20 protein-coding genes are annotated in these 22993 nt (G+C 68.7%); 10 read left to right on the forward strand and 10 right to left on the reverse strand.

Translation table 11 applies throughout. The features are described from left to right. Positions 1–92: 92 nt before the first annotated feature. Complete coding sequence (locus HWX00_RS05425) at positions 93–986, forward strand: LysR family transcriptional regulator (RefSeq protein WP_034186623.1); 894 nt, start codon at positions 93–95, stop codon at positions 984–986. Between the two features lie 115 nt (positions 987–1101). Continuing rightward, positions 1102–2214 (forward strand): DUF2242 domain-containing protein, encoded by a 1113-nt coding sequence (locus HWX00_RS05430; protein WP_175868096.1) that lies wholly within the window; start codon positions 1102–1104, stop codon positions 2212–2214. Between the two features lie 129 nt (positions 2215–2343). Here the strand turns inward: HWX00_RS05430 and HWX00_RS05435 are convergent, their stop codons facing one another. After that, the gene (locus HWX00_RS05435; RefSeq protein WP_124609088.1) at positions 2344–3264 is read right to left on the reverse strand and encodes a pyridoxal-phosphate dependent enzyme; all 921 of its coding nucleotides are present in this window, start codon (positions 3262–3264) and stop codon (positions 2344–2346) included. Between the two features lie 161 nt (positions 3265–3425). On the opposite strand from HWX00_RS05435, the gene HWX00_RS05440 reads away from it, so the two are divergent. From HWX00_RS05440 to HWX00_RS05465, 6 genes are all read left to right on the forward strand, one after another. Continuing rightward, positions 3426–4337, forward strand: a complete 912-nt coding sequence (locus tag HWX00_RS05440; protein ID WP_034186621.1) for a LysR family transcriptional regulator — start codon at positions 3426–3428, stop codon at positions 4335–4337. Positions 4338–5089: 752 nt separating this feature from the next. Continuing rightward, positions 5090–6289, forward strand: a complete 1200-nt coding sequence (locus HWX00_RS05445; protein ID WP_059560562.1) for an MFS transporter — start codon at positions 5090–5092, stop codon at positions 6287–6289. A gap of 566 nt (positions 6290–6855) precedes the next feature. Further along, positions 6856–7353 (forward strand): Csu type fimbrial protein, encoded by a 498-nt coding sequence (locus HWX00_RS05450; RefSeq protein WP_049034614.1) that lies wholly within the window; start codon positions 6856–6858, stop codon positions 7351–7353. Positions 7354–7368: 15 nt separating this feature from the next. Continuing rightward, positions 7369–8088, forward strand: coding sequence for a fimbrial biogenesis chaperone (locus tag HWX00_RS05455; RefSeq protein WP_049034610.1), 720 nt, complete (start codon positions 7369–7371; stop codon positions 8086–8088). Between the two features lie 7 nt (positions 8089–8095). Continuing rightward, positions 8096–10480, forward strand: coding sequence for a fimbria/pilus outer membrane usher protein (locus HWX00_RS05460; RefSeq protein WP_175029116.1), 2385 nt, complete (start codon positions 8096–8098; stop codon positions 10478–10480). Beyond that, a complete protein-coding gene (locus tag HWX00_RS05465; RefSeq protein ID WP_034186616.1) occupies positions 10477–11439 on the forward strand; it encodes a Csu type fimbrial protein in 963 nt (320 codons plus the stop codon). The genes HWX00_RS05460 and HWX00_RS05465 overlap by 4 nt, the downstream gene beginning before the upstream one ends. A 19-nt stretch (positions 11440–11458) precedes the next feature. Here the strand turns inward: HWX00_RS05465 and HWX00_RS05470 are convergent, their stop codons facing one another. The 4 genes from HWX00_RS05470 to HWX00_RS05485 all read right to left on the reverse strand — a co-directional run bounded on the left by HWX00_RS05470 (position 11459) and on the right by HWX00_RS05485 (position 15525). After that, on the reverse strand, positions 11459–11746 hold the full coding sequence (locus HWX00_RS05470) for a hypothetical protein (protein ID WP_049028455.1): 288 nt from the start codon (positions 11744–11746) through the stop codon (positions 11459–11461). 117 nt (positions 11747–11863) lie between these two features. Continuing rightward, positions 11864–12886, reverse strand: coding sequence for a histone deacetylase family protein (locus HWX00_RS05475; RefSeq protein ID WP_175029115.1), 1023 nt, complete (start codon positions 12884–12886; stop codon positions 11864–11866). Between the two features lie 25 nt (positions 12887–12911). Continuing rightward, positions 12912–14183, reverse strand: a complete 1272-nt coding sequence (locus tag HWX00_RS05480; RefSeq protein WP_059560576.1) for a Zn-dependent hydrolase — start codon at positions 14181–14183, stop codon at positions 12912–12914. Between the two features lie 31 nt (positions 14184–14214). Beyond that, positions 14215–15525 (reverse strand): MFS transporter, encoded by a 1311-nt coding sequence (locus HWX00_RS05485; protein WP_175029114.1) that lies wholly within the window; start codon positions 15523–15525, stop codon positions 14215–14217. A 190-nt stretch (positions 15526–15715) separates the two neighbouring features. Here HWX00_RS05485 and HWX00_RS05490 point away from each other — a divergent pair, with 190 nt between their 5' ends. After that, positions 15716–16672 carry a LysR family transcriptional regulator gene (locus tag HWX00_RS05490; RefSeq protein ID WP_175029113.1) on the forward strand — a complete coding sequence of 319 codons (957 nt, stop codon included), beginning with the start codon at positions 15716–15718 and terminating at the stop codon, positions 16670–16672. Between the two features lie 58 nt (positions 16673–16730). Here the strand turns inward: HWX00_RS05490 and HWX00_RS05495 are convergent, their stop codons facing one another. The 5 genes from HWX00_RS05495 to speB all read right to left on the reverse strand — a co-directional run bounded on the left by HWX00_RS05495 (position 16731) and on the right by speB (position 21927). Next, complete coding sequence (locus tag HWX00_RS05495; protein ID WP_175029112.1) at positions 16731–17801, reverse strand: porin; 1071 nt, start codon at positions 17799–17801, stop codon at positions 16731–16733. 158 nt (positions 17802–17959) lie between these two features. Further along, the gene (locus HWX00_RS05500; protein ID WP_175029111.1) at positions 17960–19390 is read right to left on the reverse strand and encodes a purine-cytosine permease family protein; all 1431 of its coding nucleotides are present in this window, start codon (positions 19388–19390) and stop codon (positions 17960–17962) included. A 303-nt stretch (positions 19391–19693) separates the two neighbouring features. Beyond that, entirely contained in the window at positions 19694–20371 is a 678-nt protein-coding gene (locus HWX00_RS05505) for an SOS response-associated peptidase family protein (RefSeq protein WP_049034239.1), read from the reverse strand. 130 nt (positions 20372–20501) lie between these two features. Next, positions 20502–20966 (reverse strand): GNAT family N-acetyltransferase, encoded by a 465-nt coding sequence (locus HWX00_RS05510; RefSeq protein WP_175029110.1) that lies wholly within the window; start codon positions 20964–20966, stop codon positions 20502–20504. After that, positions 20959–21927, reverse strand: coding sequence for an agmatinase (speB, locus tag HWX00_RS05515; protein WP_124609097.1), 969 nt, complete (start codon positions 21925–21927; stop codon positions 20959–20961). Before speB ends, HWX00_RS05510 begins: the two co-directional genes overlap by 8 nt. A gap of 128 nt (positions 21928–22055) precedes the next feature. Here speB and HWX00_RS05520 point away from each other — a divergent pair, with 128 nt between their 5' ends. After that, on the forward strand, positions 22056–22973 hold the full coding sequence (locus HWX00_RS05520) for a LysR family transcriptional regulator (protein WP_175029109.1): 918 nt from the start codon (positions 22056–22058) through the stop codon (positions 22971–22973). Positions 22974–22993: the final 20 nt, after the last annotated feature.

The following is a 22993-nucleotide window of genomic DNA, read 5'->3' on the forward strand; positions in this document are numbered from 1 at the left end:
AAAGTGGAAAGCCCGATGATATGCCGCCCCGTACTTCGAAAAAATCAGAGAGAATCTGAATTTAAGTTCGGTTTTTTCGATATATCGATCCGATGCTCAATTTTCGACATCTGTACTATTTCTGGGTCGTCGTGAAGGAAGGCGGTTTCGCGCGCGCGGCCGGCCGGCTCGACATGGCCGTGCAGACGATCAGCGCGCAGGTGCGCGAGCTCGAGAAATCGCTCGGGCACCAATTGCTGCGCCCGGCCGGGCGCGGCGTCACGATGACCGACGCGGGACAGGCCGCGTTTGCGCGCGCCGAAGTCATCTTCGAGATGGGGCGGCTGATTCCCGACGAAGTGCGCGCGGCGGCCAGCCAGCCGACCGTGCGGCTCGCGGTCGGGCTCGCGGACGGCATTTCGAAGCTCGCCGCGCACGCGATCCTCGCGCCGGTGCTCGACACGCCGACGTTGCGGCTGCTGTGCCACGAGGGCGAGCACGATGCGCTGCTCGCGGAGCTCGCGCTGCATCACCTCGATCTCGTGCTGGCCGGCCAGGGCGCGCCGTCGGGGTCGAACCTGCGCGTGACGAGCGAGCGGCTCGTCGCATCGCCGGTCGACTGGTACGGGCCCGCGGCGCTCGTCACGCCGGCCGCGCGGCAGCGCTTTCCGCAGTGCCTGGCCGACCTGCCCGTGCTGCTGCCGACCGCGCATTCGGCGCTGCGCGCGCGCCTCGACCGGTGGCTGGAAGGCGAGCGGATCGTGCCGCGCGTGACCGGGGAATTCGAGGACAGCGCGCTGATGGCCGTGTTCGCGGCGCGCGGCCTCGGCGTGTTTCCGCTCAGCGAACTCGGCGCGAACGATGCGTCGCTGCTGAGCGGGTTGCGGCGGCTCGGGCGCGCGGGCGACGTGACCGAGGAGATCCACGCGATCCGCTCGCGGCGCGGCGAACATCATCCGCTGACGTCGCAATTGCTGGCCGCGGTGCGCGTCGCGCCGGCCGACTGAAGCGAGCGCGACATCAAACGAAACTATAATGGCGCCCCGGCCTTACGAGATTGCCGCACGCCTCATCCAGGCACCGCCGTTGCGCGGCCGCTCGCCAAGCCTTCTGAAAGACGCCATGCACAACCGATTTCGCCTGTTTTCCGTTTCGTGCGCACTCGCGGCCGCGACCGTGCTGGCCGCGTGCTCGTCGCCGCCCAAGCCGATCTACCAGCAGGAACAGTTCGACGCGACCAGCAGCCCGTATGCGCATACGTTCCACTCGAAATCCGACGCGGCCTGCGAGGCCGCGCGGCGCGCGCTGCTGAGCCAGGGTTATGTGGTGTCGTCGTCGCGCAACGATGCGGTCGACGGCAGCAAGAATTTCCAGCCGAGCAACGACATGCACGTCGTGATCGAATTTCACGTCGTGTGCGCGGATGCGAACGCCGACGGCACGTCGAGCATCGCGTACGTGAACGCCGTGCAGGACCGCTACACGCTGAAGAAGTCGAATACGTCGGCCAGCGTGGGCTTGAGCGTGTTCGGCTCGCTGTCGCTGCCGATCGGGTCGAGCGACGACGCGCTCGTCAAGACCGCGAGCGAGACGATTCCGGCCGGCGTGTTCTATGAGCGCTTCTTCAATCTCGTCGACCATTTCCTGAAGATCGATCCGGCGCGCCGCGATCGCGCGACCGTGAAGGCCGCCGAGAAGGAACCCGTCACGCCGCTGCCGGAACCCGCGCCGACGCCGCAGGGCGAACCGCTGAAGATGACGACGCCGGTCGTGCCGACGCCGCCCGCGGCGCCGGTGCCGCTGTCGGTGCCGGGTGTCGCACCCGAGTCGGGTGCGCATGCCGTGCCTGCCGCGGCGTCGGCCGTCGCCGTGCCGGCCGCGGCGCGTGCCGCCGCGCCGGGAGCGGCGTCGGGTTCGCAGCCGGTTGCCGCACCGGCTGCGGCTTCCGCCGGTTCCGTGCCTGCGCCGGCTTCCGCTGCCGCGTCGGCTGCCACGCCTGCATCGGCTGCCAGCCCGGCGGCCGCGCCTGCCGCCGCGGCGTCGACGCCCGCCGTTCCGGCACCGGCCGCTGGCAAGCCGGCGTCGACCGTGCCTGCCCCTGCACCTGCACCCGCGTCCGCGGCATCCGCCCCCGCATCGGCATCCGCGCCGTCGAGCGCATCGCCGGCGCCCGCCACCGCCAACCCTGTCGCATCGTCCGCGCCGTCCGGCGCGAGCGCACCGGCCGCGAACTGACCGGGCCGCCGTATCGTCGCGCCCGGCTGCATACGGCTCGGCACGGCGATACGCCCGCCTTCCGCGTTATTCACCGCAGCAGTTTCCGCCATCGGGCGGCGTGAGCGCCCTGCCTGCGGCGCTCCCGCCTTACCGCAACGTCGCGCGCAGCGTCTGCAGCTGCTCGACGGACGCCGTCACGCCGCCGCAGACGATCACCGCGATGTCCGACGCCGACGCAAGCACCGGCACCGGCCGCTCGAGCGCCGCCAGCGCGGCGCCGCATGCGGGTTCGACGACGATCCGGTGTTCGTCGACGAACCGCAGCGACGCGGCCACCGCGTCCGCATCGGACACGACGACGGGATGGATCGCGTGCCGCGTCGCCCATTCGACTGCCGCATCGCATGGCCGCTTCGCGCCGAGCGACGTCGCGATGCTCGCGATTGCCGCGAGTTCGACCGGACGCCCCTGCGCGACCGAGCGCGCATAGCAGTCGGCGCCTTCCGTTTCGGCCGCGACGACCGGCACGTCGTGCCAGCCGTTGCGCGCGAGCCCTTCGAGCACGCCGCACAGCAGGCCGCCGCCGCCGACCGCGAGCACCACCGCACCGGGCTTCGGCCCGGCGGCCGCCATCTCGTCGATCATCGTCGCGTGCCCCTGCCACAGCACGGGATCGTCGAACGGATGGACGAACGCATCGTGCTCGCCGAGCGCCGATTGCGCAAATGCGTTTGCCTCGGCCCAGCTCGCGCCATGCACGACCACCTCGGCGCCTTCGACACGAATCAGCTCACGCGCGCGCGCCGAGGCGCTTTCCGGCACGATGACGCGTACCGGCACGCCGAGCACGCGGCCGCAATACGCGACCGCGATGCCCGCGTTACCGCCCGACGACGACACGAATCGCCGCGCGCCGGCCGCGTGCCGCGCTTCGCAGACGGCGCCGATGCCGCGCAGCTTGAACGAGCCCGATGGCTGCAGCGCATCGAGCTTCAGCCGGATCGTCCGGCCGAGCCGGCGGGACGCGATTTGCGAGCGGATATAAGGAGTCGGGATATGAAGCGGCATCGGACAAGGCTCAGTGGAGACGGAGGAAGCGCACGCGACTCGCGAGCCAGCGCGTGCGCCCATGACGGTCATCGTACGGCAGGCCTGCCATGCTTTCCAATACCATCGAATGGTATTTGCTATGCTCCACAGGTATATCGACGAACCCGGACGAACATCGCATGCGCCAGATCGAACTGCGTCACCTGCGCTATTTCGTGGCTGTCGCCCAGGCCGGCAGCGTGATGGCAGGCGCCCGCGCGGCCGGCATCGTACAGCCCGCGCTGTCGCGGCAGATCCGCGAGCTCGAGGACGCGATCGGCACGCCGTTGCTGATCCGACGCGCGACGGGCGTCACGCTCACCGCGGCCGGCGCGAGCTTCCTGAAGGATGCGACCGGCCTGCTCGCAACGGTGCAGGCCAGCCGCGAACGCGCGTTGCGCAGCGCGGCCGGCCAGCTCGGCGAACTGCGGCTCGGCGCGCTGCCGAACTGCCTGCCGCTGCCGATCGTCGCGAAGGTGCTCAAGGCGTTTCGCGACGCGTGCCCGGACGTGCAGTTGTCGATCGCGCCGATGCTGTCGGCCGAACAGGCGAGCGCGCTGATGCGCGGCCAGCTCGACGCCGGGATCATGGCGTGGCGCCGCGACGAGGCGCCGCACCTGTCGGGCGTGCGGCTGCTGAGCGACCGCTTCGTGCTCGCGATGCCCGCGCCGCCGGGCGGCCGCTTCAATGCGCCGCGCGCGCTGGCCGACGTCGCGGACGAACCGTTCGTCTGGTTCGACGCGCAGCGCTCGGCCGCGCACCACCGGTTCCTGATGGCGCAGTGCCAGCAGGCCGGCTTCACGCCGCGCATCGCGCAGGTCGGCAGCGACATCCCGACGCTGATCGGCCTCGTCGCGGCCGGAATGGGGTGCGCGTTCGTGCCGGAAAGCGCATCGCCGACCTGCCCGCACACGGTCAGGCTCGTCGCGCTCGACGAGCTCGCGAGCCGCTTCGACATCGAATTCGTGTTCGATGGCGCGGCGGCGGCGCCCTCGCCGATCGTCGCGCGGTTTCTCGCGGCCGTGCGCGATGCGGCCGACGAAGCAGGTTGACCCTGCACCGGGCGCCGGGCCAGCCCGGCATCCGGTCAGGCAAGGCGATCCGCACGCCAGCCAACGCGCGACGCCCCCTCTGCTGATTCGCCGTTTTGGCGGCCTCATCGCGCTAAACAAGATGGCCGTGCCAGCGAAAAATCTTTCAAAACCCCGACAATCCACGCCGCGGCGCCGGAATTTTTAAATTGGCACCAAAAACCGCCGTTTAACGCCGCTTCGAATTGTCATGGCCCGAAATATACTGCGCCCGCATCCAACCCTCGTGCCAAAGAGAGGATGCGTTTTCGCCCCGGCCACGGTCCCCCTGTGGTCGGGGCTTTTTTCGCTTGCTCCTTGCCTGTAAAGGGTTTCCAGCCGTGGCGCGAGGTCTGTTTCACGGGATGGAAGGCGCCCGGTCGACGGGCCCTGGCTGCCCCGCCGCCCGTCACCGCACGGTTGCCGGGCAACGTGCGGCATGCGATGCCGGACGGCCCGCCCGTCCGCCGCAAACCGTCACCGAATCGCGGCGCGCGGCAGGACAATCCGATTTCCACCTTACCCATACCTTTCACCACCGACACCGTCGTTCGCCTGCCTCGCCGGCGCAACGCCCACGGCCTGGCGGGCACACCGCGCGCGCTCCGTATTGTTGACATGGAATCAAGATAATTTCGTTCCAATCCGGCTTTTTCCGCAAAAATAATCCAGGCACACTTCGCCCTGTCCGCAACGGCCCCGTGCCGTCACCCACGAATACAGGAGCCCATCGCGTGAACACCACGACTTCCTCTCCTTCCCGCCCCGGCGGCAGCGCCGCGCTGCCGCTGCTGGCGCTCGCCGCCGGCGCGTTCGGCATCGGCACGACCGAGTTCTCGCCGATGGGCCTGCTGCCCGTGATCGCCGACGGCGTGCACGTGTCGATTCCGCAGGCCGGCATGCTGATCAGCGCGTATGCGATCGGCGTGATGGTCGGCGCGCCGCTGATGACGCTGCTGCTCGCCCGCTGGTCGCGCCGCTCGGCGCTGATCGCGCTGATGTCGATCTTCACGATCGGCAACCTGCTGTCGGCCGTCGCGCCGGATTACACGACGCTGCTGCTCGCCCGCCTCGTGACGAGCCTCAACCACGGCGCGTTCTTCGGGCTCGGCTCGGTGGTCGCGGCCAGCCTCGTGCCGCGCGACAAGCAGGCAAGCGCCGTCGCGACGATGTTCATGGGCCTCACGATCGCGAACGTGGGCGGCGTGCCGGCCGCGACCTGGCTCGGCCAGATCATCGGCTGGCGCATGTCGTTCGCGGCGACCGCGGGCCTCGGCCTGATCGCGATCGCCGGCCTGTTCGCCGCGCTGCCGAAGGGCGAGGCCGGCAAGATGCCCGATCTGCGGGCCGAACTCTCGGTGCTGACGCGCCCGGTCGTGCTCGGTGCGCTCGCCACGACGGTGCTCGGCGCCGGCGCGATGTTCACGCTCTACACGTATGTCGCACCGACGCTCGAACACCTGACCGGCGCGACGCCCGGCTTCGTGACCGCGATGCTCGTGCTGATCGGCGTCGGCTTCTCGATCGGCAACATCGCGGGCGGCCGCCTGGCCGACCGCTCGCTCGACGGCACGCTGATCGGCTTCCTGCTGCTGCTGATCGCGACGATGGCGGCGTTCCCGCTGCTCGCCAGCACGCATGCCGGCGCGGCCGTCACGCTGCTCGTGTGGGGCGTCGCCACGTTCGCGGTCGTGCCGCCGCTGCAGATGCGCGTGATGCGCGCGGCCCACGAAGCGCCGGGCCTCGCGTCGGCCGTCAACATCGGCGCGTTCAACCTCGGCAATGCGGTGGGCGCCGCGGCCGGCGGCGCGGCAATTTCGGCCGGGTTCGGCTACGCGGCGGTGCCGCTCGTCGGCGGCCTGATCGCCGCGGCCGGACTCGCACTCGTCCTGCTGCAGATCGCGCAGCGCCGCGCGCCGGCCGCCGCGAACTGACACGCGCGGCTCGCCCGGGCTGCCGCCCGGTTCGGCAAGGACACCTACGGCCGCGCAATGCGGCCGTTTTCATTTCCCGTCCGCCGTCCGGATTCCCGTTTTCTCTTCACCCGGGAAAAATCCGGAATATCCGTCTCCCGACATCATTTCGACCGGATCGATTCACGAACCGGTTAAATACCTGGCATCGCCCAACCGATTCATTGCCGCTCGTTCAATTTCACCGCGCGCATGAATTATCCAATTCGAATTCGCCGCTTCGATTCACCGAACCAATCGGAAAAATCGTGCCGCACCCCACCCCAAAAGGCATTCTTTTCCGCGTCGCAGCAAAATATTTCGCGTGGAATCCGGCAATTAAATCCAAATCCGTAATATTTCCCCGATTTATTCAATAAATAACCCATTCATTCGTCACGAAATACAACAACCCCAAATTTAAGATTGAAAGACTCATCGATTCGTATCAGCATTTACCGTGCTGCGGCGTGCGAAGCGCGGCATAAATCCAATGAAAAATCGACCGATGAGGGATCAGAGTGAAAGTCGCCATCGCTTCCACGACGTTGTCGCTCGCGCTGTCAATCGGCCTTTCGACACCCACCGCCGACGCGGCCGTCTATACGAACGGCACCGCGACCGCCACCTTCAACGTCACGCTGACCCTGCAGCCGAACTGCACGATCGCCGCGAACCCGCTGGCCTTCGGGACCAACGGCGTGCTGGCGACCGCGATCAACCAGCAGACGACCGTCAGCGTCACCTGTACCAACACGACGCCGTACAACGTCGGCCTCGACGCCGGTTCGGTCACCGGATCGAGCGTCGCGAGCCGCCTGATGGCCGGCACGTCGACCGGCAATACGACGACGACCGTCGGCTTCCAGTTGTACCAGGACGCCGGGCGCACGACGATCTGGGGCAACACGCAGGGCACCAACACCGTGGCCGGCACCGGCACGGGCGCCGCGCAGGCGCTGACCGTCTACGGTCAGGTGCCCGCGCAGGCGACGCCGAAGCCGGACACCTATCAGACGACCGTCACCGCAACCGTCTACTTCTGACCGGCGCCGTTTCGCATGCTCGCAATACGTCGAACGCTCGCCGCGCTGCTGTGCGCGGCCGGCGCCGCGCACGCCGCGTCGCTGCAGATTTCCCCCGTCACGATCGAATTCGGCACCGACGACACGGCCACCGGCATCACGCTGCGCAATCCCGGCGAGCGGCCCGTGTACGGACAGGTACGCGTATTCCGCTGGGACCAGGCCGACGGCCAGGACACGCTGACGCCCACCCAGGATCTCGTCGCGAGCCCGCCGCTGATCGAGGTCGGCACGCAGTCCGAGCAGCTGATCCGCGTCGTGCGCGCCTCGCGCGCGCCTTCCGGCGTCGAACAGTGCTACCGGCTGCTGATCGACGAGCTTCCGCCCCCGGGCGAGGCGCCGACCAACGGTGTCTCGATCCGGCTGCGCTATTCGATTCCGGTGTTCGTCGAACCGGCAGCCCCCGGCGCGCCGCAACTCGACTGGACGCTCGCGCGCGGCAACGAAGGCTGGGTGCTGCGCGTGCGCAACGTCGGCACGCGCCGCGCGCAACTGGCGTCGGTCGAACTCGTCAATGGCGACGGTCGTGCGTACCCGCTCACGCGCGGGCTGCTCGGCTACGCGCTGGCGGGCCGCACCGGCCAGTGGAGCGCGCCGCTGCCGGCGGGTCTCGTGCCCGGCGGCAAGGTCACGGTGCGGGCGGCCGTCAATTCGCAGCCGGCCAGCGCGGTCGTCGCGGTGGAGCCGCCGGGCTAGACCGCCGGTGCGCCGCCCGGCCTCTTCCCCTGCGCCACGCGCCGGCGCACGCCCGGCCAACGGACGCGGAACGTCGCGACGCACCCGCCGCATCGTGCTCGCGGCCGTCGTGGCGAGCCGCCTGCTCGTGCTTGGCGGCGCCCGCGCGGACGAACCCGCGGCGCTCGTGATGACCGACCGCACGCACGACGTGATCCTCGAAGTCAGCGTCAACGGCGAAAATACGGCGCTGCTCGCGCACTTCCGCGAACGCGACGGCCGACTGTCGGCGAGCGGCGCCGACCTGCGCACGATCGGCTTCGCGACCGACCGCCTCGGCATCGCCGACGCGGCGACGGTCGAACTCGACACGATTGCCGGCCTGCGTTACCGCTACGACGCGGCACGCCAGAGCGTCGATCTGGAGATGGCCGACGCACTGCGCCGCCCGTACGCGGTCGACAGCCGCGCGCTGCCGCCCACGCAAGCGGCCACCGCATCGCGCGGGCTCGCGATCAACTACGAGGCATACGCGCAGACGATCGGCGACCGGCAGTTCTCGCTCTACACCGACGTGCGCTACTTCGATCCGAACGGCGTGTTCAACAACACCGGCACCGCGTCCTTCTACAACGGCCAGCGGCGCTACACGCGCTTCGATACGTACTGGAGCCATTCGGACCCGGCGCGGCCGAGCACGACACAGATCGGCGACGCGATTTCCGGATCGCTCGCGTGGACCCGGTCGGTCCGTCTCGGCGGCGTCCAGTGGCGCAGCAATTTCGCGCTGCGGCCCGACCTCGTGACGTTTCCGATTCCGTCGCTCGCGGGCTCGGCCGCGGTGCCGTCGGCAGTCGACCTGTACATCAACAACGTGCGGCAATACACCGGCAACGTGCCGAGCGGCCCGTTCATCATCCACGACGTGCCGGGCATCACCGGCGCCGGCCAGGCGACCGTCATCACGCGCGACGCGCTCGGGCGCACGGTCGCGACGTCGGTGCCGCTCTACGTCGATACGCGCATGTTGTCGGCCGGGTTGTCGAGCTATTCGTTCGAGGCCGGCTTCCTGCGCCGCAACTACGCGCTGCAGTCGTTCGACTACGACGCGCGGCCGGCCGTCAGCGGCTCGCTGCGGCGCGGCCTCGGCGACGCGCTGACCGTCGAGGGTCATGCGGAAGCGACCGGCGGCGTGCTCAATGCCGGCGTCGGCGCGCTGATGCGGCTCGGTTATGCGGGTGTGTTGAACGGCGCGATCGCGGGCAGCGCCGGCCGCTTTTCCGGCACGCAGGTGAGCGTCGGCTACCAGCTGATCGAGCCGCGCTTCTCGATCAACGCGCAGACGATCCGCGCGTTCGGCCGCTACGGCGACCTCGCATCGCGCGACGGCTCGCCGGTGCCGTCGGCGACCGACCAGGCGACGCTCGCGCTGCCGTTCATGCACCGCCAGACGCTGTCGCTCAGCTATATCGGCTTCCGGCTGCCGCAAGGCCCGAGCGCGCGGATCGGCACCGTGTCGTACACGCTGAGCTTCGGCGATCTCGCGTCGATGAGCGTGAGCGCCTACCGCGATTTCGCGCAGCGGGGCGCGAACGGCGCATTCGTGTCGCTGAACATCGGGCTCGGCCGCAATACGTCGATCAACGCGACCGTCGGCCGCCAGCGCGGCCAGTCGAACTACACGGTCGACGCGAGCCGTCCGCCCGACTACGACGGCGGCTGGGGCTGGGGCGTGCAGACCGGCGGGACGGGCGCCGTGCCCTACCGGCAGGCGCAGGTGCGCTATCTCGGCCGCGCGGGCGAAGTCATCGCGGCCGCGCAGGGCATCGACCGCCAGACGGGCGCATCGCTCGACGTCAGCGGCGCGCTCGTGTTGATGGACAGCAGCCTGCAGATGTCGCGCCGCATCGACGACGGCTTCGCGCTGGTGTCGACCGACGGCGTCGCCGGCATCCCGGTGCTGCATGAGAACCGCGTGATCGGCACGACCGATCGTGCCGGGCATCTGCTCGTGCCCGACCTGAACGCGTACCAGAACAACCAGGTCGCGATCGATTCGATGAAGCTGCCGGCCGACGCGCGGATCGCCCGCACGTCGATGACGGTCGTGCCGCAGGCGCGATCGGGCGTGGTCGCGCATTTCGGCGTGTCGCGCTATCGCGCGGCGTCGGTGATCCTGCACGATGCCGCCGGCAAGCCGCTGCCGGCCGGCGCGCGCGTGCATCATGCCGAAAGCGGCGCGGACACGATCGTCGGCTACGACGGGCTCACGTTCATCGACGGGCTGAAGGCGGACAACCATCTCGTGATCGATGACGGCACGCGGCGTTGCGTCGCGGCATTCGCGTTCACCGCGCCCGGCAACGGCACGCTGCCGACCGTCGGGCCGCTGGTCTGCAGGGCGGCGCCATGAGGGCCGTGCTGCTGCTCGTCGTCGCGTTCGTCGCGTGGTGCGGCGTGCCGGGCCGTGCACAAGCGGAAACGTGCACGGCCACCGCGTCGACGGTCAGCTTCGGTTCGGTCAGCCCGATCACGCGCGCGTCGGTCGCCGCGACCGGCACCGTCAGCGTCACCTGCACGTGGTCGGCCGTCACGCTGACGCCGAACGTGCTCGTGTGCCTGAATCTCGGCGGCACGAGCCCGCGCAGCCTCGTGAACGGCACCAACGCGATGCAGTACGACCTCTATCTCGATGCCGCGCACTCCGTCGCGTGGGGCTCCGTCTACTCCGGCACGACGCCCGCGTCGGTCACGCTCGTCAAACCCGCGCTCGGCACGAGCGCGAGCGCCACGGTCACGGTTTACGGGCAGATCACCGCGAACCAGCCGACCGTGCCGACCACCGGCAACAGCACGACGACCTACTCGCAGACGTTCGGCGGCAACACGACATCGATCAACGCGGGGTTCTATCTGCTCGGTGCGCCGACCTGCGCGTCGCTGACGGCATCGAACGGCACCTTTCCGTTCAGCGCAACCGCGAACGTGATCAACGACTGCAACATCAGCGCGACCAACGTGAACTTCGGCACGGCGAGCGTGCTGTCGGGCGCGCTCGCGGCGACCGGTTCGATCACCGCGCAATGCACGAACGGCGACGCGTGGAAAATCGCGCTGAACGGCGGCGGCAGCGGCAATGTGACGGCGCGCCAGATGCAGCGCAGCGGCGGCGGCGGCGCGATCAACTACGGGCTGTACACGGATGCCGCGCACTCGGTCACCTGGGGCGACGACACGGGCGGAAGCGCGACCGTCACGGGCGTCGGCACCGGCACGTCGCAGGCCGTCACCGTGTACGGCGCGGTGCCCGCGCAGACCACGCCCGCGCCCGGCAACTACAGCGACACGATCACCGCGACGATCAGCTTCTAGCGGGCTGGCGGCGCGGCGCTCAGAACATCACGGTCCACGCGGCCGGCGCGCCCGCGCCGACGCTGCGCGGCGGCGTCGTCCGCGCGCCGGCCACGCTCACGTGGCTCACCTGGAACGGTGTGCCGTGCGCGCAACTGACGCTCGGCATGTCCGCGTCCACGCCCGGTTGCACGGCCGGCGCGATCGTGCAGGTTTCGGGAATCGTCAGGCTGACCCTCAACGGGATCGATGGCTCCGCGGCACGCGCGAGCGCCGCCACGCCCGCCAACGCGAGCACCGCATACTTGATTCGGCCGGTTGCGCTCATCGTTCGGCTCTCCTTCATGCATTGATCCAGCGTATGCGCGAATTGACGGCGCGCAAGCCGAAAACTTGAGCGCATGCCGGTGATCCGGCCCCTCCCCACGGCGCGCCGGCGTCCGCGTCAGCGCGCCTCGTCGAACCCGCCGAAGAACGCACGGGCGTTCGCGTCGAGGCTGTCGAGGTGATAGCCGCCCTCCTGCACGATCACCGTCGGCAACCCGAGCGCGCCGAGCGCGCCGCCGAGCCGCCCGAACCCGTCGGTCGTGACGGCAACCTGCGATTGCGGATCGTCCTGGTAGATGTCGAAGCCGAGCGCGAGCACGAGCGCGTCGGGCTGGAATCGCGCGAGGGCGCGCAACGCGTCGTCGAGCCGCTCGAAGAATACCGATTCCGGCGCACCGTGCGGCATCGGCAGGTTGAGGTTGAAGCCGGCGCCGGCGCCCGCGCCCGTCTCTTCCTCGTAACCCGCGACGACCGGGTAGAAGTTGGTCGGATCGCCGTGGATCGACACGTACAGCACATCGTCGCGGCCGTAGAAGATCTCCTGCACGCCCTGCCCGTGATGCATGTCGGTGTCGAGGATCGCGACACGGCGATGGCGGCCCAGCAGCGCTTGCGCGGCGATCGCCGCATTGTTCAGGTAACAGAAGCCGCCGGCCGCATCGCGGCGCGCGTGATGGCCCGGCGGGCGGCACAGCGCGTAGGCCTCGCGCGCGCCGTCGTTGACGTCGGCCGCGGCCGCGAGCGCGTCCTGCGCGGACCAGTACGCGGCGCGCCACGTGTTCGCACCGACCGGGCAACTGCCGTCGGCAAGGTAGCGCGCGGCTTTCGCGAGCACGCCGCGCAACGGGTTCGGGTCGCGCACGAACACGTTCGACATCACTTCGTCGCCCCAGTCGTCGGGCATCCGCTGCCAGTCGCGGTGCGCCTCTTCGAGAAAGCGCAGGTAGTTCATGTCGTGCACGGCCGCGATCGGCGCGGTGCCGCGGTCGGCCGGTTCGCGCACGTCGAAGTCGAGCGCGCGCACGGCCGCGACGAGCCGCGACGCGCGTTCGGGCACTTCCTGCGGTTCGCGCATCCGGCCGCGCGACAGGTAGCTGCGCGGATGATGCAGCAGTTGTTCGGGATGGAAATAGGTTTTCATCGTTCGTCCTCGTCGAATCGCCGCGTCACGCCACGCGCGCGGCCGCCTCCGCTTCGACCGGCGCCGCGATGCCCGCGCGCGCCAGCACCGCATGGAGCAGCACGTTCGTGCCGCGCGTCACGTCGTCGGGCAATGCGTCCTCGGCTTCGTTGTGCGACAGGCCGTCGACGCACGGAATGAACACCATCGCGGTCGGGACGCGTCGCGCGAGCAGGATCGCGTCGTGGCCGGCGCCGCTGACGATCCGCTCGTTCGTATAGCCGAATGCAGCCGCCGCCTGCGCGACCAGCTCGACGCAATCGCGGTCGAACGGCGTCGCCGGGCTGCGCCAGCAGGTGTCGATCGCGATCTGCACGCCGCGGGCGGCGGCGATGCGTGCACACGCATCGCGCAGGTCGCGCTCCATCGCGTCGACTTCGGCATCGTCGTGATGACGCAGGTCGACCGTGAACGTCAGGTCGCCGGCAATCGTGTTGCGCGACGCGTTGCGGATGCCGGCCTGCCCGATCGTCGCGAGCCCGCGCGGCGCGTACCCGGCGACGATCCGCTCGAGTTCGAGCGCGATCTGCGCGCTCGCGAAATACGCATCCTTGCGATACGGCATCGGTGTCGTGCCCGCATGCGCGGCCACGCCCGTCACCGTCACGTCGAGCCAGCGAATCGCCTGGCCGCCCGTGACGACGCCGATCGTCGTGCCGTTGGCCTCGAGTACGGGCCCCTGTTCGATATGGGCCTCGAAATACGCATCGACCGCGCCGCCCGCCGCGCGCGTGCCGCGATAACCGCACGCGTCGAGCGCCGCGCCGAGCGTGACGCCGTCGGCGTCCTGCTTCGCGAGCGCGTCGTCAAGCGGCAGCGCGCCCGTAAACACGGCCGAGCCGAGCATCGCCGGCGCGAAGCGCGCGCCTTCCTCGTTGGTCCAGGACACGATTTCGAGCGGCTTGTCGGTCGCGATGCCGGCGTCGTTCAGCGTGCGCACGAGTTCGAGCCCGGCGAGCACGCCGTAGACGCCGTCGAAACGACCGCCTTCCGGCTGCGTGTCGAGATGGCTGCCGATCAGCACGGGCGCGGCTTGCGCGTCGGCGCCGTCGCGCCGGGCGAACAGGTTGCCGACCGCATCGACGCGCACCGCCATCCCCGCGTCGCGGCACCATTGCGCGAACAGGTCGCGCCCGCGCCGGTCATCCTCGGTCAGCGCGAGGCGCCGCACGCCGCCGCGCGGCGTCGCGCCGACGCGCGCCATGTCGGCCAGGCTCCGCCACAAGCGGGCGCCGTCGATTTCCAGCAGGTCTTTCATGTGCACTCCGGATGAATTCGTACGTTGAGGGTCAGTGCGAACCGAGCGCTTCGGCGGCAGCCGGCCGGGCCGCACGGCGCGCGTCGAGCGCCACGATGCAGAGCAGCGAAATGCCGGCGAGACCCGTGTAGAACACCGCGAGCGGCCACCACTGGCCGGCGAAGCGATGCGCGAGCCAGGTGCCCACGAGCGGCGTCAGGCCGCCGGCAATCGCGCCGCAGATCTGGTACGCGAGCGAGATCGCCGAATAGCGCACGTGCGCGGGGAAAACGTCGCTGACGAAACCCGCGATCACCGAATAGAAGCCGGCCATGCAGACGACCGCGAGCGCGATGCCTGCGATCAGCGACGCGGACGTGCCGCCCTGCACGAGCATGAACATCGGATACGGCGACAGCATCGCGAGCAGCGCGGCGAGCTTCAGGAAGCGCGCGCCGCCGATCCGCTCGGCGGTCCAGGCGGCGACCGGCTGCGCGACGAACTGGATGATCGCGACCGCGAACAGGCTGTCGAGGATCAGCGAGCGCGATACGCCGACGTACTGGGTCGTGTACGCGATCATGAACGTGTTCGTGAAATAGACGCCCGCGATGCCGATCGTGTTCGCGCCGATGCAGAGCAGCACCAGCCCCGACGCGGAGCGGAACACTTCGGCGACCGGCAGCTTCACCGTGCGGTTGGTTTCCTTCACCCGCGCGAATTCCGGCGATTCGTTCACGCCGAGCCGGATCAGGATGCCGACCACGAGCAGCACCGAACTCGCGAGAAACGGCAGGCGCCAGCCCCACGCGAGGAAGTCGGCCTTGTCCATCGACGTGACCGCCCGGAACGCGACCAGCGACAGGATCAGCCCGGCCGGGCTGCCGAGCTGCGCGAACGACGCGAAGAACGTGCGGCGCCCCTGCGGCGCATGCTCGCCCGCCATCAGCACCGCACCGCCCCATTCGCCGCCGACCGCGATGCCCTGCACCACGCGCAGCGCGACGAGCAGCACCGGCGCGAGCATGCCGACCGTCGAATAATCGGGCAGCAGCCCGACGCACACGGTCGCGACGCCCATCATCATCAGCGTCGTCATCAGCGCCTTCTTGCGGCCAACGCGGTCGCCGAGGTGGCCGAAGATCACGCCGCCGAGCGGCCGCGCGAAGAAGCCGACCGCGAACGTCGCGAACGACGCCATCGTGCTGACGAAGCGGTCGTGCGACGGAAAATAGAGCTCGCCGAACACGAGCGCGGCGGCGGTCGCGTAGATGTAGAAGTCGTACCACTCGATCATCGTGCCGATGAACGCGGCCGTCGCGGCACGCCCCGGCTGGCGCGCGGAAGGAAGGGACTGGGTCATGCGGGCTCCTGACGCACGCCGCTGCGGGGCGACGCGCAATATCGTGGTGACGACCGTCTCGCGCGGCCTCGCGCCGCACGCTGCGGCGCCCCTCCTTTATCGGCGACCGCAAATCATTAGTCAAATTTCAAGTTATTATTCGCTGTATAAATTCAACTAATGTCTACCCGACGCCTCGCCCGGAGACCCGATGCGCCCCGACCTTGCCCCGTTCCTGAACGACCGCCTCGACTGGAACCTGTTGCGCACCTATCTGGTGATCATGCAGGAGCGCAGCGTGAGCCGCGCGGCCGCGCGCCTGCACGTGACGCAGCCGGCCGTGAGCCAGGCGCTGCGGCGGCTCGAGGAGACGCTCGAGCGCCGGCTGATCGAGCGGCGCGGCGCGCATTTCGCGGCGACGCCGGCCGGCGAGGCCGTGTACCGGATCGCAAGCGACATCTACGGCGGCATCTCGCGCCTCGAAACCGAAATCGACGACAGCACGGCCGACCTGACCGGCTCGATCCGGCTGCTGACGGTGAGCCGCATCGAGTCGCCCGTCTACGACGAATTCCTCGCGGAATTCCATCGCGCGTATCCGCGCATCGACCTGCAGATCGAGGTGATGCGCTCGTCGGACATCCTGTCGTCGCTGCTGCAGAAGACGGCCACGGCCGGGATCGGCCTGTGCCGCACGCCGCACGACAAGCTGGAGATGCGCTGTTTCCTGCGCCAGCGTTATGCGATCTACTGCGGCCGCCATCACCGGCTGTTCGGGCAGACGCAACTGCGGATGGACGATCTGCTCACGGAGAATTTCGTGTCGTTCACGAGCGACCAGATCGGCGACAGCCTGTCGCCGCTCACCGTGTTCCGCGACCAGAAGGGCTTCACGGGGCGCATCGTGGCATCGTCGCCGAGCCTCGAGGAAGTGCGGCGGCTGATCTTCGCGGGTTACGGGATCGGCTGCCTGCCCGAGCACATCGTGCGCGACGACATCGCGCAGCAGCGGCTGTGGCGGCTGCCGCCCGATGACGGGCTCGTCGATGTCGACGTGTTCCTGCTGTGGCATCGCGACCGCAAGATGAACGCGGCCGAGCAGGCGTTTCTCGACGCGATGGAGCGCTGCATGCAGCGCTATTCGCTCGCGGAGCGGCTGGGGAAGTGACGGTGCGCCTGCGCGCGGAGAACACGCCGGGCGCAGGCGGCCCGGCGCGTCGCACGCATCAGAAACGATGCACGATGCCGAGTTGCACGCCGCGCGCATTCGCGCCCGGGTAGGCGAGCGGCAGGCCGGGGTTCGCCGCGCCGGCCAGCGTGTAGCCGGCCTGGTTGCGGTTGCGCAGGTACGACAGCGCGCCGTAGAAGCTCGTGCGCTTCGACAGGTCGTACTCGTACATCAGCCCCAGCTGGTCCGCATTGTTGCCCTGCGACGACTGGTCATGCAGGTACGCGTAGCCGAGCGCGACATAGTTCGCCGGGTTGAACTGGTATTTGACCGACAGCCCGTACACGCGCGAATCGATCCCGAGGTCGGCCCACTTCACCGCGGAGAAACCGCCGTACACGGTTGCCTTGCCGATCTCGTACGAGGCGCCGGCCATGATCGTGCGATCGGTCGTGGTCGCCGTCGCGTTCTTCAGCCACTGGCCCGCGACGAACGCGCCGAACGGCCCGTGTTCGTAGGTCAGGTCGAACTGCTGGCTGGAACCGGCCGAGCGCACGCCGCCCGCGTCGCCGAAGCCGAAATACAGCCCGCCCCGGAAGCCCGCGATCTCCGGGCTCTGGTACGACAGCGTGTTGCTGGTGCGGAACGCGAACACGGTCAGGTTGTCCATGCCGGATGCCTGCGTGACGCCGCCGAACGCGTCCTGCCCGCCCTGGTCGTTGAACAGCGGCGAATTCTGCCGGCCCGCGCGCAGCTTCCCCCACGCCCCCGCGACGCCGACCCACGCCTGCCGGTTGAACATGCTGCCGGCACTCGCCAGCGAACCGTCGTTCGGATTGAAGCCGTTTTCCAGCGCGAACTCGATCTTCTGCCCGCCGCCGATATCCTCGCCGCCCTTCAAGCCGAACCGGCTGCCCCACTGGCCACCCGAGTTGATCGCCGCCGTATAGCCGTTGCCCGTATTCACGTACTGCGCGAACTCGTCGATCACGCCGTACAACGTGACGCCGTCCTGCGCGAGCACGGTACCCGATGCGGCAAGGCATGCGACCGTGACCGTCGCGCGAAGACCGGCGTGCGCCGTCCGCGCCCGGCAATCGCTGCCGTGCGCTTCAATGTATTTAGTCATACTATTTAAATGAGCAGAGAAGGAAACGACACCGGGCGCGGCAGTCACGCCGCACCGGTATCGCGGGAACGGGAATCGATCGGGTAAGCCGGGCGCGGACGGCGCCCGGCTCGACGCTCAGGCCGGCAACGAGCCGGCCCGATGCGCGGGATGCGCCGTCAGTGGTGAACTTCGCCGCGTTCGAGCGGCAGGATCAGGCGCTCGGGAATGGTTCGACGCGATGCGCGCGCGCCGAAGTAATACAGCACGGCCGGCACGATCAGCCCGAGGATCCACGAGATGTCGGTGCCGCCGAGCGCATCGACGAGCGGCCCCGTGTAGATGTGCGTCGACATGAACGGCAGTTGCACGAGGATACCGACCACGTAGATCGTGATGGCCATCCCGTTCCAGCGTCCGTAGCGGCCGTCCGGATCGGACAGCGCCGGCACGTCGTAGCGCGAGCGCGTGAAGCAGTAGTAGTCGACGAGGTTGATCGCACTCCACGGCGTGAAGAACGCGAGCAGGAACAGGATGAACGCGGTGAATTCCTTCAGGAACGAATGACGGCCGGCGAGCGCGATCAGCGTCGACACGCAGATCATCCCGACGATGTACACGAGGCGGCTCTTCGACGACACGGCGCCCTTGCCGCGAAAACCGCTGACGATCGTCGCCATCGACATGAAGCTGCCGTACGCGTTGAGCGCCGTCACCGTCACCTTGCCGAACGCGATGCTGAAGTACAGCAGCGCCGCCACGGCGCCCGTCGAGCCGAGGCCGACGATATACGACACTTCGTGATGCGCGAACTGGCTGCCGGCCAGCGCGGCCGCGAAGACGCCGAACACCATCGCCGCCTGCGCGCCGATCACCGAGCCGAGCCCGACCGCGAGGAACGTCGCGACCGACGACGTCGAGCGCGGCAGGTAGCGCGAGTAATCGGCAACGTACGGGCCGAACGCGATCTGCCACGACGCGGACAGCGACATCGACAGCAGGAAGCTCGCGAGCGAGAAATGACGGTTCGCGAGCAGCGCGCCGACGTCGTGGTTCGCGAACAGCTGCGCGAACATGTAGACGAACGCGACGATGCCGACCACGCTCGCGATCCGGCCGACGAAGTGGATCGCGCGGTAGCCGAATACGGTCAGCACGACGATCACGGCCGCGAACAGCAGGATGCCGGCGGCGTCATCGACGTGCAGCAACTGCGCGACGGCCTGCCCGGCCAGCACCGAGCCGCTCGCGGAAAAGCCGATATACATCAGGCACACGAGCACAATCGGGATCATCGCGCCGTACACGCCGAACTGCACGCGGCTCGAGATCATCTGCGGCAGCCCGAGCTGCGGCCCCTGCGCGCCGTGCAGCGCCATCACGGCGCCGCCGACGAGCTGGCCGAGCAGCAGCGCGACCAGCGACCAGAACACGTCGCCGCCGAGCACGACCGCGAGCGCGCCCGTGACGATGGCCGTGATCTGCATGTTCGCCGACAGCCACAGCGTGAACTGGCTCAGCAACCCGCCGTGGCGCTCGGCGTCGGGAATGAAGTCGATCGAGCGGACCTCGATCAGTCCGCCGGCCTTTCCACTCGAATTCGTTGACACGGGTCAATCTCCCCAATACTCAGGACCACACATGGTTTGAACGGGACAGGATGCAGCGAGCCGCCCTTTCGGCTCTGCGGATGCGGGGCGCCGTGGATCGCCGGCATGCGCCACGCACGCATGGTCTGCACGCTGGCGCGCAAGCGGCACGACGTGTGCCGACATTGCCAGCGGATGATCTTGTATATACAACTTGTGAGATATCGGTGATTACCCGGTATCGACCGATTTTCGAAATCGTCCGAACAATCGGTGCGGGGTCGGGCAATTTCGCCGCAAGCCGGTCGTCGGAAAAATGAAAGGTCAGGCGCCGGCCGGCGGTGCCGGATCGGGCTCGGCCGTCATGCCGCCTGCGGGGAACAGGTTCAGCATGCGCCGCGCTGCTTCGATGTCACGCGTGTGCAGCCACTCGTCGTAATCCTCGCTGCGCAGGATCACGACACCGCGCTTCTCGTCGCCGGGCCGATGCATTCGCGCGAACAGCGGATGATCGTCGGCGTTCACGGTGAGCATCGTCATGCCGATGCGGACGCGTCCGCCGCTGTCTTCATGGCGACGCCAGAGACCGGCGACGCAATACGGCTGCCAGCCGTCGACGCCGATCCGGTGCCACACGTTGCGGCCGGTCTCGTAACACGGCTCGCAGATCCAGCGCACCGGAATCAGGCAGCGCTGGCCGTTGCGCCAGGCGTTCCCGTAGAGACGCGATGCGCCGACCGTTTCCGTGCGCGCATTCACCGTATCGAGCTTCCTTCGTTTCCGGCCGTGCTCGTCGAGCCGCTCGGGCTGCATGAACTTCGGCCAGAAGCCGAACACGGCCGCCACGACCGCAAGGCCGTCGCCGTCGGCGCATGCGACGGGCGCCGCGTAGTCGGGATACACGTCGGGTGCCCACGGGTCGCGGCGATACAGATCGCCGATGCCGATCTTCAGTTCGCTGATGCCGGGGTCTTCGCCGGGAGCGCGGTAGTGAGTGCACACGGTTCATGCCGACCATGGAGGCAATGCTTCCATCGTAGATCAGCGCGCATGCGGCAATGGCGTTATTGCTTGGTATGACGAAACAGTTTTACGGATCGCCGGCGTATCGAGATCCGGGCAGCGCATGCGGTCAGGCGCCCTGCCTCACCTGAAGCGTCAGGATTTCATCGCCGGCTTCATCGAGCCTGCCGGTCGGCGTCCAGCCGAGATGTCGATAGAAGCCGTGCGAGCGCGACGCGGGATCGGTCGAGCAGCCGAGAAACAGCGACGTGACGCCGTTCGCCGCGAAATCGTCGATCACGCGCCGCAGCAGCCGCTTGCCGATCCCCGCCCCTTCGTACTCGGGCAGGATCGCGAGCACGACGATCTCGCCCGAAGCGGTAGCGCCGAAGCAGTAGCCGACCATGCGCCCGTCCGTGCAGCAGACATGGCCCGCGAACCGGCCGTCCCGGATCCCGTCGCCCCAGCTTTCGACGGTGATGCCGAGGTCGCGCAACTGCGCTTCGGTGAACGCGTTCTCGCGTGTCTTGCCGCGCAGTGCGATGCACGCGGCCGCGTCGCCGGGCACGGCCTTGCGCCAGATGAGGTCATCCATCGATCGATGTTTCCTTGGTGTGCCGCCGGCGCGACGCATACAGGCAGATCAGTTCCAGCGCGATCGTCGCGCCGGCCAGCGACGTGATTTCAGCATGATCATACGGCGGCGACACCTCGACCACGTCCATGCCGACCAGGTTGATGCCGTCGAGGTGACGCAGGATCTCGAACGCCTGGTGGCTCGACAATCCGCCCGACACCGGCGTACCGGTGCCCGGCGCGAACGCCGGGTCGAGACAGTCGATGTCGAACGTCAGGTACACCGGATGATCGCCGACCCGCTCGCGAATCCGCGCGGCGACCGCGGCCGGCGTCGACGCATGCACGCGGCGCGCATCCTGGATGTCGAATCCCATCGGCTCGTCGTTGGTGGTCCGGATGCCGATCTGCGCCGATCGCGCGGGCACGACCCACCCTTCCCGCGCCGCGTGATGGAACATCGTCCCGTGATCGATGCGCTTCACGTCGCGGTCGGGCCAGGTGTCGGTGTGCGCATCGAAATGCACGAGCGACAGCGGGCCGTGCACCTTCGCATGCGCCTTCAGCAGCGGATACGTGATGAAGTGATCGCCGCCGAGCGTCAGCATCGCGCAGCCGCTCGCGAGGATCGCATCGGCATGCCGCTCGATCGCACCCGGCACCGATTCCGGCTGCCCGAGATCGAACGCGCAATCGCCGTAGTCGACCGCGGCCAGCACGTCGAACGGATCGAACGACCACGGCCATGGCCGCTCCCACGCGAGGCCCGTCGACGCGATCCGCAACCCGCGCGGGCCGAAGCGCGTGCCGGGCCGGTGCGACGCGGCGGCGTCGAACGGCACGCCGGTGATCGCGAGATCGACGCCGTCGAGATCGCGGCTGAAACGCCGCCGCATGAAGCTCGTCGCGCCCGCAAACGTCGGTTCGGCCTGGGTGCCGTGGAGGCTGTCGCGCGTAAACGCGAAATCGTTCTGGCTCATCGTCGGATTCCTGTCTGAAGGGGACACGGCCGCGCGGCTGGCGACCTCGTGCCCGATTCTGCCGCCACGGCATCCAACGAAAAATATGAACTAACATAAGCCGACTTCACGAAATGCGATGTATTGCCATGCTGACCCGGCTCCGAGACATGGATTTGCAGTTGCTGCGGCTGTTCCTGACGATCGCCGAGTGCGGCGGCTTCAGCGCCGCGCAGGGCACGCTCGGCATGGCGCCTTCGACCATCAGCACGCAGATGGCCAAGCTCGAGACGCGCCTCGGGTTCCGGCTGTGCGATCGCGGCAAGCGCGGCTTCCGGCTGACGCCGAAAGGCGAGCGCGTGCTGCAGTCGACGCGGCGGCTCCTGCAGGCGATGGACGTGTTCACGCGCGACACGCAGCACGTGTCGGGCACGTTGCTCGGCGAGCTGCGCGTGGGTTTGTCCGAACGGCTCGCGCCGGACATCGTCGAATCGATCGCGGCGGCCGTCGGCCGTTTTCGCGAACAGGCGCCGGACGTGCTGATCGAGATGCTCGCGGTTCCGCCCGACGAACTGGAGCGCAGGCTGCTGAAAGGCGAACTGCAGCTCGCGATCGGCTATTTTTCCGGCCATCAGGCCGGCCTGCACTACGCGCCGCTGTTCGTCGAACACCAGTCGCTGCATTGCGGCGCACGCCATCCGCTGTTTGCGAAAAAAAGCGTGTCGGCGAGCGACATCGCGCGCGCGAGCAACGTCGCGCGGCTCTACAAGACGAACACGTCGGGTGCGGCGCTGCGCAACGCGCAGCCGACCGCGTTCTCCGAAAACGTCGACGCCGACGTGATCTTCATCCTGTCCGGCGCGCATGTCGGGTTCCTGCCCGACCACGTCGCGGCACCGTGGATCGCCGCCGGGAAGATGCGCCGGCTGCTTGCCAGCAAGCTGAGCCACACGGTCGAATTCCAGCTCGCGACGCCGCGGAACCGCGACGGCAGCGACGCGATGGACGCGTTCACCGCGGCGCTCGCCGAACAGTTCAGCGGGCTCGATGACTGGTCGGGCCGGTAACCGGCTACGCGAGGCAGCCC

It is taken from the genome of Burkholderia seminalis DSM 23518, from assembly GCF_902832885.1.
Taxonomy (GTDB): domain Bacteria; phylum Pseudomonadota; class Gammaproteobacteria; order Burkholderiales; family Burkholderiaceae; genus Burkholderia; species Burkholderia seminalis.

Bases quoted from the DNA above. Each gene is read 5' to 3' on its own strand.
- HWX00_RS05425 (WP_034186623.1), top strand. From the start codon at position 93: ATGCTCAATTTTCGACATCTGTACTATTTCTGGGTCGTCGTGAAGGAA.
- HWX00_RS05430 (WP_175868096.1), top strand. From the start codon at position 1,102: ATGCACAACCGATTTCGCCTGTTTTCCGTTTCGTGCGCACTCGCGGCC.
- speB (WP_124609097.1), bottom strand. From the start codon at position 21,927: ATGAGCCAGAACGATTTCGCGTTTACGCGCGACAGCCTCCACGGCACC.
- HWX00_RS05465 (WP_034186616.1), top strand. From the start codon at position 10,477: ATGAGGGCCGTGCTGCTGCTCGTCGTCGCGTTCGTCGCGTGGTGCGGC.
- HWX00_RS05470 (WP_049028455.1), bottom strand. From the start codon at position 11,746: ATGAGCGCAACCGGCCGAATCAAGTATGCGGTGCTCGCGTTGGCGGGC.
- HWX00_RS05480 (WP_059560576.1), bottom strand. From the start codon at position 14,183: ATGAAAGACCTGCTGGAAATCGACGGCGCCCGCTTGTGGCGGAGCCTG.
- HWX00_RS05440 (WP_034186621.1), top strand. From the start codon at position 3,426: ATGCGCCAGATCGAACTGCGTCACCTGCGCTATTTCGTGGCTGTCGCC.
- HWX00_RS05475 (WP_175029115.1), bottom strand. From the start codon at position 12,886: ATGAAAACCTATTTCCATCCCGAACAACTGCTGCATCATCCGCGCAGC.
- HWX00_RS05495 (WP_175029112.1), bottom strand. From the start codon at position 17,801: ATGACTAAATACATTGAAGCGCACGGCAGCGATTGCCGGGCGCGGACG.
- HWX00_RS05520 (WP_175029109.1), top strand. From the start codon at position 22,056: ATGCTGACCCGGCTCCGAGACATGGATTTGCAGTTGCTGCGGCTGTTC.
- HWX00_RS05455 (WP_049034610.1), top strand. From the start codon at position 7,369: ATGCTCGCAATACGTCGAACGCTCGCCGCGCTGCTGTGCGCGGCCGGC.
- HWX00_RS05485 (WP_175029114.1), bottom strand. From the start codon at position 15,525: ATGACCCAGTCCCTTCCTTCCGCGCGCCAGCCGGGGCGTGCCGCGACG.
- HWX00_RS05435 (WP_124609088.1), bottom strand. From the start codon at position 3,264: ATGCCGCTTCATATCCCGACTCCTTATATCCGCTCGCAAATCGCGTCC.
- HWX00_RS05510 (WP_175029110.1), bottom strand. From the start codon at position 20,966: ATGGATGACCTCATCTGGCGCAAGGCCGTGCCCGGCGACGCGGCCGCG.
- HWX00_RS05490 (WP_175029113.1), top strand. From the start codon at position 15,716: ATGCGCCCCGACCTTGCCCCGTTCCTGAACGACCGCCTCGACTGGAAC.